Source organism: Cellulomonas sp. NEAU-ZC6 (assembly GCF_056844425.1).
Genome location: NZ_JBXFYH010000001.1, coordinates 1,985,126 through 1,999,822, shown reverse-complemented (window position 1 = coordinate 1,999,822; position 14,697 = coordinate 1,985,126). Strand labels below are relative to the sequence as shown.

Here is a 14,697-nt window from a genome sequence, read left to right as displayed (position 1 = left end):
GAACTTATACGCGCGACCGGCTAGGGTCAACCGCGTGACGCACCCCCCGACCGACCCGCCGCGCCCTGTCGCGCGCGTCGAGCGGGGTGCCGTCCGGAACGCCGACCGCGGCACCGTCGGCCGGCGCCGGGCACCCGCGCGGCAGGGCTCGCTGCGGGAGCACAACCTCGCCCTCGTGCTCCGGCACGTGCTCGACGCGTCCACCCCGGCGGCGGAGGTGCCCGCCCCGTCGCGGGCCGACGTCGCGACGGCCACCGGGCTGACCCGGGGGTCGGTGTCCGCGCTGGTGGACCTGCTGATCGGGGCGCGCCTGGTCGCGGAGCTGCCCCCGGCCGTCACCGCCCGCGCGGGCCGGCCCGCGGTCCCGCTGGTCCCCGCGTCCCGGACCGTCGTCGGCCTCGGCGCCGAGGTGAACGTCGACTACGTCGGCGTCCGCGCGCTCGACCTGGCGGGGGAGGTGCTCGCGCACCGCACGACGGCCGGCGACTTCCGGCACAGCGACCCGGCCGCGGTGCTCGCCCTGCTGGCGCGCCTGGTCGGCGAGGTGCGCGCCGAGCTGCCCGCCGACGCGCGGCTCGCCGGGATCGGCCTGGCGCTGCCCGGCCTGGTCGACCGCGTCACCGGGCCCCTGCGGCTGGCGCCGAACCTCGGCTGGCGGGACGTCGACGTCGTCGCGCTGCTCACCGCGCACCCGGAGGTCGACGGCCTCGCGGTGCGGCTGGCCAACGAGGCCAACCTCGCCGCCCGGGCCGAGGCGCGCGCCGGCGTCGCCGGCCCGAGCTTCCTCTACGTCTCCGGCGAGGTCGGCATCGGCGCCGCGATCGTGCTGGACGGCGAGGTGTTCGTCGGCCGGCACGGGTGGAGCGGGGAGCTCGGGCACACCGTCGTCGACCAGCAGGGCCCGCGCTGCACGTGCGGCGCGCGCGGCTGCCTGGAGCAGTACGCCGGCAAGGACGCGCTGCTGCGCGCCGCGGGCCGGGACGTCGAGGAGCCGGTCGACGCGCTGGTCGCCGCGGCGCAGGCGGGGGACGAGCGCGCCGCCCGGGCGCTGCGGTCCGGCGGCGAGGCGCTCGGGGTGGCGCTGGCGAACTTCGTCAACCTGGTCGACGTCGAGACGGTGGTGCTCGGCGGCATCTACGCGCCGCTCGCGCCCTGGCTGACCGAGGCGGTCGTCGCGCAGCTGCGGGCGCGGGTCCTGGCCTCGGCGTGGGAGGACGCGCGCGTCGGCGTGGCGGCGGGCGGCGCGCACGCGGCCATGACCGGTGCCGCCGTCGTGGTGCTGCGCGCCGTCGCCGACGACCCCGCCGCCTGGCTCGACGCCCCCGCGACCGCCTGACCCCACCCGGACCCGACCCGACCGTCGAGTGTCCACAAACCCGCGGACATACCGGTCGAAAGCGCTCCGGTTGCTGGACACTCGCCGGTGCCCGCGGCCCGGGGCGGGCAGGTGACCCGGGGCAGCGGGCGGTAGCGGGGCACGTCACCGCCCGGTCCGCGGGTCCCGGGCGGTGGAACGGTCGCCCGCAGCGCGCGGGGTTGCGTACAGTCCTCGCCGTGACGGAGCACCTGCGCGACCTGTGGATCGGTACGTACCCCTCGGCAGGCGCCGGGACCCCCGCCGGGCTGGGCGAGGGCGTGTGGCGCGTCGGGCTCGACCCGGAGACCGGCCGGCTGTCCGGCGCGGAGCTGGTCGTCACGACCCCCGCGCCGTCGTTCCTGGCCCTCGACCGCCAGGCCGGGCTGCTGCTGGCCGTGGGCGAGGACGCCGACGGCACCGTGTCCGCGTTCCGGGTCGGCACCGCCGACGGGCGCCCGACGCTGACCCCGGCCGGCACGGCGAGCAGCGGCGGCGCCGACCCGTGCCACGTGCTGCTCGACCCCTCGGGCCGGGTCGCGTACGTGTCCAACTACTCCTCGGGCTCGCTCGCGGTGCTGGAGCGGAAGACCGACGGCCTGGTCGGGGACGCGCCCGCGCAGGTCCTGGCGCACTCCGGCTCCGGCCCGCGCGCCGACCGGCAGGAGGGGCCGCACGCGCACTTCGCCGCGCTGGCCCCGGGCGGGGAGCACGTCCTGGTCTGCGACCTCGGCACGGACGAGATCCGCCGCTACCGCCGCGACCCCGCGACGGGGCTGCTGACCGAGGACGGCGTCGCGGCCACCCTGCGCCCCGGCTCCGGGCCGCGGCACCTCGTGTTCTCCGCGGACGGCCGGATCGCCTACGTGGTGTGCGAGCTGGACGTGACGGTCGCGGTGCTGGCGTGGGACGTCGCGCGCGCGTCCGGCCGGGTCGTGCAGCACGTGCCGGCGGTGGAGGACGGCTCCGGCCCGCAGGAGCGCGCCCTGCCGTCGCACATCGCCCGGGTCGGCGACCGCGTCCTGGTCGCGACCCGCGGCGCCGACGTGCTCGCGACGTTCGGCGCGAGCGCCGACGGCACCCTGGCGCCCGCCGGCCAGGTCGCCCTGCCCGGCGCGTGGCCGCGGCACTTCGCGGTCGTGGACGGCTGGACCGTGGTCGCCGACCAGCAGAGCGACAGCCTGACCGTGCTGCGCGACGGCGCCGTCGTGTCGACCGTGGCGCTGCCGGCCCCGGCGTGCGTCGTCGCGGCGTGACCGCGGCGGCAGCCACCCCGGCCCCCGGGGCCCGCGGGCGGGTGCTCCCGCCGATCCTGCCGGGCCCGCACCTGCGGCGGCTCGACGTCATCACGGTCGTCGCCACGTTCGGCGGCCTGCTGTTCGGCTACGACACCGGCGTCATCAACGGCGCGCTGGACCCGATGGTCGCGGACCTCGGGCTCACCCCGGCGTCGGAGGGCCTGGTCACCAGCAGCCTGCTGGTGGGCGCGGCGCTCGGGGCGCTGCTCTGCGGGCGGCTGGCCGACCGGATCGGCCGGCGCCGCGCGCTGGTGGCGCTCGCGGTGGTGTTCTTCCTCGGCGCGGTCGGCAGCGTGCTGGCGCCCTCGCTCGGCGTGATGCTGCCGATGCGGTTCGTGCTGGGCGCGGCCGTGGGTGGTGCCTCGGTGACGGTGCCGGTGTACCTGGCCGAGCTCGCGCCCACGGAGCGACGGGGGGCGATCACCGGCCGCAACGAGATCGCGATCGTGGTCGGCCAGCTGGCGGCGTTCGTCATCAACGCCGTGATCGGCACGGTGTGGTCGGACCACCCCGGCGTGTGGCGGTACATGCTCGCCGTGCAGGCGGTCCCCGCGGTCGCGCTGTTCGCCGGGATGCTGCGGATGCCCGAGTCGCCGCGCTGGCTGCTGGCGCGCGGGCGGCAGGACGAGGCGCTGGCGGTGCTGCGCCAGGTGCGCGACCCCGGCCGCGCCGCCGCCGAGCTGCTCGAGGTGCGCGCCCTGGTGGACGCCGAGCAGGCCGAGCAGGCGCGCGGGTCCGGCGGCTGGGCCGAGCTGCGCCTGCCCTGGGTGCGCCGGCTGGTGCTGATCGGCGTGGGCGTCGCGGTGGTCAACCAGCTCGGCGGCATCAACGCCGTCATGTACTACGGCACGCAGCTGCTGCGGCAGTCCGGGTTCAGCGGCGACGTGGCCCTGGTCGCGAACGTCCTGAACGGGGTGTTCTCGGTGCTCGGGATGCTGATCGGGCTGCGGCTGATCAACCGGGTGCCGCGGCGCTCGCTGCTGCTGGTCGGCCTGACCGGCATCATCGCGTCCCACCTGATGATCGCGCTGTGCTCCGCGGTGCTGCCCGAGGGGACGACGCGGTCGGTCGCGGTCACCGCGTTCCTGGTGCTCTTCGTCGGGTTCAACCAGTCGTCGGTCGGGCTGGTGTGCTGGGTGATCCTGGCCGAGCTGTTCCCGCTCCGGGTCCGCGGCTTCGCGATCGGGCTGTGCGTGTTCTGGAACTGGACCGCCAACGCGGTGATCAGCGGGTTCTTCCCGTCGGTGGTGGCCGGCATCGGCGTCAACGGGACGTTCCTGGCGTTCGCGGCGCTGAACGTGCTGTCCTGGCTGTTCGTCCGGTTCGTGCTGCCCGAGACGCGGGACCGGTCGCTGGAGCAGCTCGAGGAGGACTTCCGGGTGGCGTCCCGCGCGTGAGTGGCGCGGCTCACGCGCTGCGGTACCGCGCCGATGGCCGACAATGGAGGGAGTCCACCCCCGTCGTCCGCAGGAGAAGTCGTGCCGCACGAGCCGCAGCGCATCGCCATGCTCTCGGTGCACACCTCCCCGCTGGACCAGCCCGGCACCGGTGACGCGGGCGGCATGAACGTCTACGTCGCCGAGCTGTCCCGGGCGCTGGCGCGGCGCGGTGCGGCGGTGGAGATCTTCACGCGCGCCACGTCGTCGGCCCTGCCGGAGACGGTGGAGCTGGACGCGGGCGACGACCGGGTGCTGGTGCACCACGTGGCCGCCGGGCCCTACGAGGGGCTGGACAAGAACGACCTGCCCGCGCAGCTGTGCGCGGTGACCGCGGGCGTGCTGCGGGTCGCGGCCGCGCGGCCCGCCGGCTGGTACGAGGCGGTGCACAGCCACTACTGGCTGTCCGGCCAGGTCGGCTGGCTCGCCGCCGAGCGCTGGGACGTGCCGCTGGTGCACACCATGCACACGATGGCCCGGGTCAAGAACGCCGCGCTGGCCCCCGGCGACAGCCCCGAGCCCGCCACCCGCGTGATCGGCGAGGAGCAGGTGGTGGCCGCCGCCGCCGCCCTGGTCGCCAGCACCGCGGAGGAGTGCCACGACCTGGTCGGGATGTACGACGCCGACCCCGAGCGGGTGCACGTCGTGGCGCCGGGCGTCGACCTGACGACCTTCCGCCCGCGCACCGGCGACCGCGCCGCCCTGCGCCGCTCGCTCGGGCTGCCCGCGGACCGCGACGTCGTGCTGTTCGCCGGCCGGGTGCAGCCGCTCAAGGCCCCCGACGTCCTGGTGCGGGCGCTCGCGGTCCTGCGGGCGACGGGCCGGCCGGCTCCGCTGCTGGTGGTGCTCGGCGGGCCCAGCGGCCGGGCGACGGCGCTCACCGAGCTGCGCGCGCTGGTCGCCGCCTCGGGCCTCGAGGACGACGTCCTGTTCCACCCGCCCGTGACCCGGCCGGAGCTGGCGCGGTGGTTCGCGGCGGCCGACCTGGTCGCGATGCCGTCCCGCAGCGAGTCCTTCGGCCTGGTCGCCGTCGAGGCGCAGGCCGCGGGCACGCCCGTGGTGGCCTCGGCGGTCGGCGGGCTGCGGTCCGTCGTGCAGGACGGGGTGTCCGGGCGCCAGGTGCGCGGGCACGACCCGGCGGTGTGGGCGGACGTGCTGGCCGCGACCCTGGCGGACCCCGCGGCCCGCGGCGCGTGGCGCGCGAACGCCCGGCGGGTGGCCGAGCAGTACGGCTGGGACGCGACCGCCGAGCAGGTGCTCAAGGTCTACGCCCTGGCCACCGAGCACCGCCTGCGCGCCGCCGCCGTCTGACCGGCGCGCGACGGCCCCCGGCGGGCTCAGCCCGCGACGGGCTCCAGCACCAGCACCGGGATCACCCGGTCGGTGCGCCGCTGGTAGTCGGCGTAGTCCGGGTACGCCGCCACGGACCGCTCCCACCACAGGTCGCGCTCGGCGCCCTGCACCTCGCGGACGGTGTAGTCCGCGCGCGCCGGGCCGTCCTGCAGCTCGACCAGCGGGTTCGCCAGCAGGTTGTGGTACCAGACGGGGTGCTTCGGGGCGCCGCCGAGCGAGGCGACGACGGCGTAGACGCCCTCGTGCTCCACCCGCATGACCGGGATCTTGCGCACCTTCCCGGACCGCGCGCCGAGCATCGTGACGACGACGACCCCCATCCCGCGCATCGTGGTGCCCTTCGTCCCGCCCGAGCGCTCGATGAGCTCGACCTGCTCGCGGGACCGGGTGTCGGTGCTGGGCTCGTACTCTCCGGTGATCGGCATGCTCGTCCCAACCGCGGGTCGGCCGCGGGTGTTCCGCAGGTCGAACGTCCCCCGACGCCGGAGCGCGGCGTGCGGCAGGATGGGGCCCATGACCTACACCCTCGTTCTGCTCCGCCACGGCGAGAGCGAATGGAACGCCAAGAACCTGTTCACCGGCTGGGTCGACGTCGCGCTGTCCGAGAAGGGCGTCGCGGAGGCCAAGCGCGGCGGCACCCTGCTGACCGACGCGGGCGTGCTCCCGGACGTCGTGCACACCTCGCTGCTGCGCCGCGCGATCACCACCGCGAACTACGCGCTGGACGCCGCCGACCGCCTGTGGATCCCGGTCAAGCGGTCCTGGCGCCTCAACGAGCGGCACTACGGCGCGCTCCAGGGCAAGGACAAGAAGCAGACCCTCGAGCAGTACGGCGAGGAGCAGTTCATGCTCTGGCGCCGCTCGTACGACGTCCCGCCGCCGGACATCGAGCTGGGCTCGGAGTACTCGCAGGACACGGACGCCCGCTACGCCGGCGAGCCGATCCCGCGCTCCGAGGCGCTCAAGCAGGTGCTGGACCGCGCGCTGCCGTACTGGGACGCCGAGATCGTCCCGGACCTGCAGGCCGGGAAGACCACGCTGGTCGCCGCCCACGGCAACTCGATCCGCGCGATCATCAAGTACCTGGACGACGTCGACGACGCCACGATCGCGGGCATCAACGTCCCGACCGGCATCCCGCTCGTCTACCACCTGGACGAGACCACGCTGAAGCCCACCAACCCGGGCGGCACGTACCTCGACCCGGCGGCGGCCGAGGCCGCGATCGCCGCGGTGGCGAACCAGGGTCGCTGACCCACCTGCACGACGAGGGGCCCGGACCGACGCGAGTCGGTCCGGGCCCCTCGTGCGTGCGGCGCGGGTGCTGCGGTCAGCGGGTGCCGGCCGCCCGCTCCGCCGCGAACTCGCCGGTCACCAGGAACACGATGCGGCGCGCGACGGACACCGCGTGGTCGCCGAACCGCTCGTAGTACCGGCCCAGCAGCGTGATGTCGATGGTCTGCTGCGCGTCGCCCGCCCAGCCCGGCGCGAGCAGGATCCGGAACGTCTCCTCGTGCAGCGAGTCCAGCAGGTCGTCGTCGCGCTCGATGCCCTCGGCCTCGGCCAGGTCGTGCGAGGTGAGCACCTGCGTGGTGCGCTGGGCCACGCGGCGGGCGGCCTCGTTCATCTCGGTGAAGACGCCGGTCAGCGCCGGGTCCACCGCGGCCCGCGGGTAGCGGCCGCGCGCCACCTGGGCGACGTGCCGGGCCAGGTCGCCCATCCGCTCGAGCGTGGCGCTCATCCGCAGGGCGGAGACCACGACGCGCAGGTCGGTGGCGACCGGCTGCTGCTGGGCCAGCAGCAGCACGCACCGCTCGTCCAGGTCGCGCTCGAGGGCGTCGATCGCGAGGTCGTCGGCGATCACGGACTCGGCGAGGGCCAGGTCCTGGTGCAGCAAGGCCTCCCCGGCCGCCGTGATCGCGTGCTCGACCCGGCGGCTCATGGCCACCAGGTCGTCCTGCACCTGCTTGAGCTCGGCGTCGAAGATCTCGCGCATGGTTTCCTCTCGTCCGCGCACTCCCGTGCGCGCAGTATCCGTCCGGCCGCCCACGCTCGCACGCGGACGTGAACGCGTGGGTGAACGGCGCGCGGACGCGCGGTGAACGGCGATGAACATCGCGTGCCGCTGCCCCGTCGTGGCCGCGGCGTGGTCGGGATCGGTCCTCGCCCGACCGTACGCTGACCGCGTGGAGGGCATCAACGGTCTCGTCGTGCTGGCCGCCGGGGCGCTGGGCATGGTCACCGGGGTCGGCGCCATGCTGGCGTTCCGGTTCAGCGAGCGCGCCCAGCGCACCGTGCCCGAGCGCCCGCGTCCGGACCTGGACGAGGGCGTCGTGCGCACCCTGGCGGTGCTGCGGTCCGCGGCCGTGGTGCTCGACGACGACGACACCGTGGTGCGGGCGAGCCCGCCGGCGTTCGCGCTCGGCGTCGTGCGCGACGGGATGGTGGTGCACGCCGCGGTGCGGGACCTGATCGCCGACGTGCGCCGCAGCGGCGTGATCCGGGACGAGGAGCTGGAGCTGCCCCGCGGCCCGCTGAGCCCCGGCACGATCATGCTGCAGGTCCGCGTGGCCCAGGTCGGCCCGGGCCTGCTGGTCGTGCTGGCGGAGGACCGCACGCAGGCGCGCCGGCTCGAGGCGATCCGCCGCGACTTCGTCGTCAACGTGTCGCACGAGCTGAAGACGCCGGTCGGCGCGCTGTCCCTGCTGGCCGAGACGGTGCAGGACGCCGCCGACGACCCCGAGACCGTCCGCCGGTTCGCGGGCCGGATGATCAGCGAGGCGCAGCGGCTGTCCGCCCTGGTGCAGGAGATCCTCGAGCTCTCGCGGCTGCAGGTCGCGGGCGCGCTCAAGGACATCGCCCTGGTGGACGTCGACGCGGTGGTCGCGGAGTCGGTCGACCGCGCGCGCACCGGTGCCGCCGCCAAGGGCATGTCGTTCCACGTCGGCGGAGAGTCGGGCGCCCAGGTGTTCGGCGACGCCGCGATGCTGGTGCAGGCGGTGCGCAACCTGCTGGACAACGCGGTCCGGTACTCGCCGCCCAGCACGACGGTCGGCGTCGGGGTCCGCTCGCACGACGGCATCGTCGAGATCGCCGTGGTCGACCAGGGCATCGGCATCTCCGCCGAGGAGCAGGACCGCGTCTTCGAGCGGTTCTACCGGGTCGACCCCGCGCGCAGCCGCGAGACCGGCGGCACCGGCCTCGGCCTGTCGATCGTCAAGCACGTCGCGGCGGACCACGGCGGCGACGTGCAGGTGTGGTCGCAGCCCGGCCGGGGCTCGACGTTCACGCTCCGCCTGCCCGTCGCGGTCGGCCCCGTGCCGAGCGCCACCCCCGACGACCGGCCCGTGCCGCTCGTCGTCCCCAGCACCTCGCACCCCGACACCGCCCCGGAGGCCTGACCCCGTGACCCGCATCCTGCTCGTCGAGGACGAGGAGTCCTACCGCGACCCGCTGGCCTACCTGCTCGGGCGCGAGGGGTTCGACGTCACGACCGCCGCGACCGGCCCGGAGGCGCTCGCCGCGTTCCAGGCCGAGGGCGCGGACCTGGTGCTGCTCGACCTCATGCTGCCCGGGCTCTCCGGCACCGAGGTCTGCCGGCGGATCCGGCAGACCTCGGACGTCCCGGTGATCATGCTGACCGCCAAGGACGGCGAGATCGACAAGGTCGTCGGCCTGGAGCTCGGCGCCGACGACTACGTCACCAAGCCCTACTCCTCGCGCGAGCTGCTGGCCCGCGTCCGGGCGGTGCTCCGCCGCCGCCAGGTCCCCGGTCCCGGGACGGGCGAGGTGGAGGAGGAGCCCGCCGACGACGGCGTGCTCGCGGCCGGCCCGGTCAAGATGGACGTCGAGCGGCACACGGTCACGGTCGACGACCGGCCGGTGGCGTTCCCGCTCAAGGAGTTCGAGCTGCTCGAGCTGCTGCTGCGCAACGCCGGGCGGGTGCTCACGCGCGGCCAGCTGATCGACCGCGTCTGGGGCACCGACTACGTCGGCGACACCAAGACGCTCGACGTGCACGTCAAGCGGGTCCGCGCCAAGATCGAGCCCGACCCCGGCAACCCGACGCTCCTGGTGACGGTGCGCGGCCTCGGCTACAAGCTGCTCGACGACGAGCCGGCCTGAGCCGCAGCGCGCCCGCAAGGATTGGCCGCTCGTTCACCTGCGGTTCACCCGAGGACGTCAGTCTGGTCACCTGGCCTGCTTAGCGTCGGCGCCAGGTCGCGCACCACACGGGTGCGCGCCGCCTCACGACAGGACGGAACACTGTGAAGCTCAACCGCGGTCGTACGGGTGCCCTCGCCCTCGCTGGCGTCGTCGCCCTCTCCCTCACGGCATGTGGTTCGGACAACCCGACCGGCAGCACCCCGGAGACCTCGGGCGGCGACACCGCCGCGAGCGACCTCTCCGGCGAGCTGGTCGGCGCCGGTGCGTCGTCGCAGGAGTCCGCGATGGAGGCCTGGCGTGCCGGGTTCCAGAGCGCGAACCCCGACGTCACCGTGTCGTACGACCCGGTCGGGTCCGGCGGTGGCCGCACCGCGTTCCTCGACGGCTCGGCCCTGTTCGCGGGCTCGGACGCCGCGCTGGACGAGGAGGAGCTGACCCAGGCCCAGGAGCGCTGCTTCGGCGCCTCCGCGGTGGACCTGCCGGTCTACGTCTCCCCGATCGCCGTGATCTTCAACCTCGAGGGCGTCACCGAGCTGAACCTCTCGGCCGCGACGATCGCGAACATCTTCAACGGCACGATCACGAGCTGGAACGACCCGGCGATCGCCGAGGCCAACCCGGACGCGACCCTGCCGGACCTGGCGATCACGCCGGTGCACCGCTCCGACGAGTCGGGCACCACGGAGAACTTCACCGAGTACCTCGCGGCGGCGTCCGAGGGCGCGTGGGCCGACGAGGCCTCGGGCGACTGGCCCGTCGAGGGCGGCGAGTCCGGCCAGGGCACGTCCGGCCTGGTCCAGGCGGTCCAGGGCGGCCAGGGCACCATCGGCTACGCCGACGCCTCGAAGGCCGGCTCGCTCGGCAAGGTCTCCATCGCCGTCGGCGACGAGTTCGTCGCCCCGACCGAGGAGGCCGCCGCGGCCGCGCTCGACGTCTCGCCCCGCGACGACTCCCGCGAGGAGGGCGACATCGTCATCGCCATCGACCGCACCACGACCGAGGCCGGCGCCTACCCGCTGATCCTCGCCTCCTACCTGGTCCTGTGCCAGGCGTACGACTCCCAGGAGGACGTGGACCTGGTGAAGGCGTTCGCGACCTACGTCGCCAGCGCCGAGGGCCAGGCGGCCTCCGAGTCGGCCGCGGGCTCCGCGCCGATCTCCGACGCGCTCCGCACGGACGTCCAGGCCTCGATCGACGCGATCGAGCTGGCTTCCTGATCCACCGGTGAGGGCCGGCGACCGCGATCCGGTCGCCGGCCCGCCACCCGGGCCCTGGCCGGTCCACCCGCGGGTGGGCCGGCCGTCGGCGCGAAGAACGGCCTCTCTCCTCCGCCTCCCCCTGGAGACAGCGTGACCAGCACCCAGCCCCGCACGACGGGGTCCACCGAGCCGGACGCGGTTCCCGCCGGCACCACCGCGAAGCGCCTGCGGTCCGGTCACGGCGACCGCGGCGGCAGCCGCACGTTCCGCTGGATCGCCACCGGTGCCGGCGTGCTGATCCTCGTGATCCTCGCCGCCGTCGCGATCTTCCTCGTGCAGCGCGCCTGGCCGGCGCTGACCGCCGACGCCGCGTTCCTGTCCGAGAAGATCAGCTGGTTCCCGGACGACACCACGCTGCTGGGCTTCATCGGCCCGCTGATCTTCGGCACCCTGCTCGCCGCGGCGGTGTCCCTGATCATCGCGACGCCGATCGCCATCGGCATCGCGCTGTTCATCTCGCACTACGCGCCGCGCCGGCTGGCGAGCGCCCTCGGCTACGTCGTCGACCTGCTCGCGGCGATCCCGTCGGTCGTCTACGGCCTCTGGGGCGGCCTGGTGCTGAGCCCGATGGTGCAGCCGGTCTGGGAGTGGCTCGGCCGCTACCTCGGCTGGATCCCGTTCTTCGACGGCACGGTGTCCACGACCGGCCGCGTGATGATGACGGTGGCCGTCGTGCTCGCCGTGATGATCCTGCCGATCATCACCGCCATCTGCCGCGAGGTGTTCCTGCAGACGCCGCGGCTGCACGAGGAGGCCGCCCTGGCGCTCGGCGCGACGCAGTGGGAGATGGTGCGGATGGCCGTGCTGCCGTTCGCCCGCTCGGGCATCGTGTCCGCCGCCATGCTCGGCCTGGGCCGCGCCCTCGGCGAGACCATGGCCGTGCTGATGATCCTGTCGCCCGGGTTCCTCTACTCGTTCCAGCTGCTCGCCGCCGGGCAGCAGCAGACGATCGCGGCCAACATCGCCGCGCAGTTCCCCGAGGCGAACCAGACCGGCGTCGCGACCCTGATCGCCACCGGCCTGGCGCTGTTCATCATCACCCTGGCCGTGAACATGGCCGCCCGCGCGATCGTCGCGCGGCGCAAGGACTTCTCGGGGGCGAACTGACATGACCGCGACCACCCCCACCCCGGTGCCGGCCCCCGAGAGCCCGCAGGGCTCCGCCTCGCTGCGCGAGCTGCTGCAGGGCAACGACCGCCGCCGCCGGCGCACCGACATCACGATGCGCGTGCTCATCACGGCCGCGTTCGTCGTCGCGATGCTGCCGCTGCTGTCGCTGACCTACACGGTGGTGTCCAAGGGCATCGGCCGCCTCGACGGCTACTTCCTGATGAACTCCATGCGCGGCGTGTTCGGCGGCATGGACGCGGGCGGCATCTACCACGCGATCGTCGGGACGCTCGAGATCACGCTGTTCGCGGCCCTGATCTCGGTGCCGATCGGCCTGCTCGCCGCGATCTACCTGGTGGAGTACGGCGGCGGCAAGCCGCTGGCGAAGCTGATCACGTTCCTGGTCGACGTCATGACGGGCATCCCGTCCATCGTCGCCGGCCTGTTCGCGTACGCCCTCTTCGCGCTGCTGCTCGGCCCGGGCGCGAAGTTCGGCGCCATCGGCTCGGTCGCGCTGTCGGTGCTGATGATCCCGGTGGTGATCCGGTCCAGCGAGGAGATGCTCCGCCTGGTGCCGAACGAGCTGCGCGAGGCGTCCCTGGCCCTCGGCGTGCCGCGCTGGCTGACCATCATCAAGGTCGTGCTGCGCACCTCGGTCGCCGGCCTCACCACCGGCGTCATGCTCGCGATCGCGCGCGTCATCGGCGAGACGGCCCCGCTGCTGCTGACCGTCGGCGTGGTCGACTCGATCAACTTCAACCTGTTCGACGGCCGCATGATGACCCTGCCGGTGTACGTGTACCGGCAGTACGCTCAGGGCCTGGTCCCGTGCGCCGAGGGCGACGCCGCCTGCATCCCGGACATCAACCTCCAGCGCGCGTGGGCGGCCGCCCTGACGCTCTTCCTCATCGTGATGGTGCTGAACCTCATCGGGCGCCTCGTCAGCCGGCTCTTCGCCCCGAAGATCCGCTGACCCCCCGCCCCTCCCGACCTTCCCCAGACCCAAGGAGACGACCGAGATGGCTCAGCGCATCGACGTCAAGGACCTGAACATCTACTACGGCAGCTTCCGCGCCGTGGCCGACGTGAACATGACCATCGAGCCGCGCTCGGTGACCGCGTTCATCGGCCCGTCCGGCTGCGGCAAGTCGACCTTCCTGCGCACGCTCAACCGCATGCACGAGGTCATCCCCGGCGCGCGCGTCGAGGGCACCGTCGCGGTCGAGGGCGTCGACCTCTACAGCTCGGACATCGACCCGGTGGCCGTCCGCCGCCAGGTCGGCATGGTGTTCCAGCGCCCCAACCCGTTCCCGACGATGTCGATCGCCGAGAACGTGCTCGCGGGGATGCGGCTGAACAACCGCCGGATGTCCAAGAGCGACGCGAACGACGTCGTCGAGCAGTCGCTGCGCGGCGCCAACCTCTGGAACGAGGTCAAGGACCGCCTCGACCGCCCGGGCTCCGGCCTGTCCGGCGGCCAGCAGCAGCGCCTGTGCATCGCCCGCGCCATCGCGGTGAAGCCGCAGGTGCTGCTGATGGACGAGCCGTGCTCCGCGCTCGACCCGATCTCCACCCTCGCCATCGAGGACCTGATCGCCGAGCTCAAGAGCGAGTACACGATCGTGATCGTCACGCACAACATGCAGCAGGCGGCGCGCGTCTCCGAGCGGACGGCGTTCTTCAACATCGCCGGCACCGGGCAGCCCGGCCGGCTGATCGAGATCGACGACACCGCGACGATGTTCTCCTCGCCCAAGGAGCAGGCGACCGAGGACTACATCTCCGGCCGCTTCGGCTGAGCCGGCGCTCCGGGTCGTCGGCGCCCCGGGTCGGGAGGGACCCGCGGCGCCGGCGGGCCGGTACGAGCAGCGGGCCCCGTCCTCGTCAGGACGGGGCCCGCTGTCGTGCGTGCGGAGGGGGATCAGCCCTCGTTGCCGCCGGACTGCTCGCTGGTGCCCTCGTCCTCGGTGGTGGTCCCGCCCGCGGCGTCCGTGCCGGTGGTGTCCGTGGGGGTCGGCGCGGGCGACTCGGTGGCCGGCTCGGTGGCCTCCGGCTCCGGGACCACGACGACGACCTCCTCCGGCACCAGGTCCGCGTACTCGGGCAGCGTGCCGTCCAGCACGGGCACCGGGACGACCTCCTCGCCCGCGGCGGCGGTGCTGAGCGTGACCTCGACGGTCGAGCCCGGGGCGCCGGGGGTGTCGAGCACGACCTCCTCGCCGTCGGCGCCGCCCAGCAGCACCGTCTCGCCCGACGCGACGCGGATCCGCTCGCTGGACGCGTCCAGCGAGATCTCCACGGTCAGGGCGTCGTCGCCGCGGTTGGTCAGCGCGCCCTGCAGCGCGCCGGGGGAGTCGGCCGCCGCGGCGACCAGCAGCAGGTTCTCCGCCGTGAGGTCGCCCAGGCTCGCCCGGACGCCGTCGGAGGCGGCGTAGGCCATCTCCGTGGTGATCGGGTTGGTCGCGGAGCAGCCGGACAGGACCGCGGCGGCGACCAGGGCGACGGCGCCGACGACGACGGGGCGGGCGGACGTGCGGCTGCGGGCCACGGTGACTCCTCGGTGGGGCTGGTGCGGTGGGGCGTGCGCGGCGGTGCGCCGGGCTGCGCGCGGGCGCGCGAGGCCGAGCCTACGTGGGCACGGGGGTCCCTCGCACGGAGTGCCGGCGCGCGCGTGGGCCCTCGGTCCCGGGACGTGCGTCGCCGCAGGTCAGGGCCGTACC

At 74.5% G+C, this 14,697-nt stretch carries 14 protein-coding genes; 11 read left to right on the top strand and 3 right to left on the bottom strand.

Features of this window, described 5'->3' with window-relative positions; translation table 11 throughout:
• Positions 1 to 34: 34 nt before the first annotated feature.
• From AC1050_RS09245 to mshA, 4 genes are all read left to right on the top strand, one after another.
• Complete coding sequence (locus AC1050_RS09245) at positions 35 to 1,336, top strand: ROK family protein (protein WP_482387058.1); 1,302 nt, start codon at positions 35 to 37, stop codon at positions 1,334 to 1,336.
• 218 nt (positions 1,337 to 1,554) lie between these two features.
• Positions 1,555 to 2,610 (top strand): lactonase family protein, encoded by a 1,056-nt coding sequence (locus AC1050_RS09240; protein ID WP_482387057.1) that lies wholly within the window; start codon positions 1,555 to 1,557, stop codon positions 2,608 to 2,610.
• Positions 2,607 to 4,049: a sugar porter family MFS transporter gene (locus AC1050_RS09235; RefSeq protein WP_482387056.1), complete on the top strand. Its 1,443-nt coding sequence runs from the start codon at positions 2,607 to 2,609 to the stop codon at positions 4,047 to 4,049. The genes AC1050_RS09240 and AC1050_RS09235 overlap by 4 nt, the downstream gene beginning before the upstream one ends.
• Positions 4,050 to 4,157: 108 nt before the next feature.
• A complete protein-coding gene (mshA, locus tag AC1050_RS09230; protein ID WP_482387265.1) occupies positions 4,158 to 5,399 on the top strand; it encodes a D-inositol-3-phosphate glycosyltransferase in 1,242 nt (413 codons plus the stop codon).
• 26 nt (positions 5,400 to 5,425) lie between these two features.
• Here the strand turns inward: mshA and AC1050_RS09225 are convergent, their stop codons facing one another.
• Positions 5,426 to 5,866 (bottom strand): nitroreductase family deazaflavin-dependent oxidoreductase, encoded by a 441-nt coding sequence (locus AC1050_RS09225; protein ID WP_482387055.1) that lies wholly within the window; start codon positions 5,864 to 5,866, stop codon positions 5,426 to 5,428.
• An 88-nt stretch (positions 5,867 to 5,954) separates the two neighbouring features.
• Here AC1050_RS09225 and AC1050_RS09220 point away from each other — a divergent pair, with 88 nt between their 5' ends.
• Positions 5,955 to 6,695 carry a phosphoglyceromutase gene (locus AC1050_RS09220; protein WP_482387054.1) on the top strand — a complete coding sequence of 247 codons (741 nt, stop codon included), beginning with the start codon at positions 5,955 to 5,957 and terminating at the stop codon, positions 6,693 to 6,695.
• A 76-nt stretch (positions 6,696 to 6,771) separates the two neighbouring features.
• Here the strand turns inward: AC1050_RS09220 and phoU are convergent, their stop codons facing one another.
• Positions 6,772 to 7,437, bottom strand: coding sequence for a phosphate signaling complex protein PhoU (phoU, locus tag AC1050_RS09215; RefSeq protein WP_482387053.1), 666 nt, complete (start codon positions 7,435 to 7,437; stop codon positions 6,772 to 6,774).
• Between the two features lie 190 nt (positions 7,438 to 7,627).
• On the opposite strand from phoU, the gene AC1050_RS09210 reads away from it, so the two are divergent.
• The 6 genes from AC1050_RS09210 (at position 7,628) to pstB (ending at position 13,776) form a co-directional block, all read left to right on the top strand.
• A complete protein-coding gene (locus AC1050_RS09210) occupies positions 7,628 to 8,842 on the top strand; it encodes a sensor histidine kinase (protein WP_482387052.1) in 1,215 nt (404 codons plus the stop codon).
• 4 nt (positions 8,843 to 8,846) lie between these two features.
• The gene (locus tag AC1050_RS09205) at positions 8,847 to 9,566 is read left to right on the top strand and encodes a response regulator (protein ID WP_482387051.1); all 720 of its coding nucleotides are present in this window, start codon (positions 8,847 to 8,849) and stop codon (positions 9,564 to 9,566) included.
• A 143-nt stretch (positions 9,567 to 9,709) separates the two neighbouring features.
• Entirely contained in the window at positions 9,710 to 10,825 is a 1,116-nt protein-coding gene (pstS, locus tag AC1050_RS09200; protein ID WP_482387050.1) for a phosphate ABC transporter substrate-binding protein PstS, read from the top strand.
• 132 nt (positions 10,826 to 10,957) lie between these two features.
• Positions 10,958 to 11,974 carry a phosphate ABC transporter permease subunit PstC gene (pstC, locus tag AC1050_RS09195; protein ID WP_482387049.1) on the top strand — a complete coding sequence of 339 codons (1,017 nt, stop codon included), beginning with the start codon at positions 10,958 to 10,960 and terminating at the stop codon, positions 11,972 to 11,974.
• Between the two features lies 1 nt (position 11,975).
• The gene (pstA, locus tag AC1050_RS09190; protein ID WP_482387048.1) at positions 11,976 to 12,950 is read left to right on the top strand and encodes a phosphate ABC transporter permease PstA; all 975 of its coding nucleotides are present in this window, start codon (positions 11,976 to 11,978) and stop codon (positions 12,948 to 12,950) included.
• 46 nt (positions 12,951 to 12,996) lie between these two features.
• A complete protein-coding gene (gene pstB / locus AC1050_RS09185; protein WP_482387047.1) occupies positions 12,997 to 13,776 on the top strand; it encodes a phosphate ABC transporter ATP-binding protein PstB in 780 nt (259 codons plus the stop codon).
• A gap of 122 nt (positions 13,777 to 13,898) precedes the next feature.
• On the opposite strand, the gene AC1050_RS09180 is transcribed toward pstB, so the two are convergent.
• On the bottom strand, positions 13,899 to 14,525 hold the full coding sequence (locus tag AC1050_RS09180; protein ID WP_482387046.1) for a hypothetical protein: 627 nt from the start codon (positions 14,523 to 14,525) through the stop codon (positions 13,899 to 13,901).
• Positions 14,526 to 14,697: the final 172 nt, after the last annotated feature.

Bases quoted from the DNA above. Each gene is read 5' to 3' on its own strand.
- mshA (WP_482387265.1), top strand. From the start codon at position 4,158: ATGCTCTCGGTGCACACCTCCCCGCTGGACCAGCCCGGCACCGGTGAC.
- AC1050_RS09225 (WP_482387055.1), bottom strand. From the start codon at position 5,866: ATGCCGATCACCGGAGAGTACGAGCCCAGCACCGACACCCGGTCCCGC.
- AC1050_RS09220 (WP_482387054.1), top strand. From the start codon at position 5,955: ATGACCTACACCCTCGTTCTGCTCCGCCACGGCGAGAGCGAATGGAAC.
- phoU (WP_482387053.1), bottom strand. From the start codon at position 7,437: ATGCGCGAGATCTTCGACGCCGAGCTCAAGCAGGTGCAGGACGACCTG.
- pstA (WP_482387048.1), top strand. From the start codon at position 11,976: ATGACCGCGACCACCCCCACCCCGGTGCCGGCCCCCGAGAGCCCGCAG.
- pstB (WP_482387047.1), top strand. From the start codon at position 12,997: ATGGCTCAGCGCATCGACGTCAAGGACCTGAACATCTACTACGGCAGC.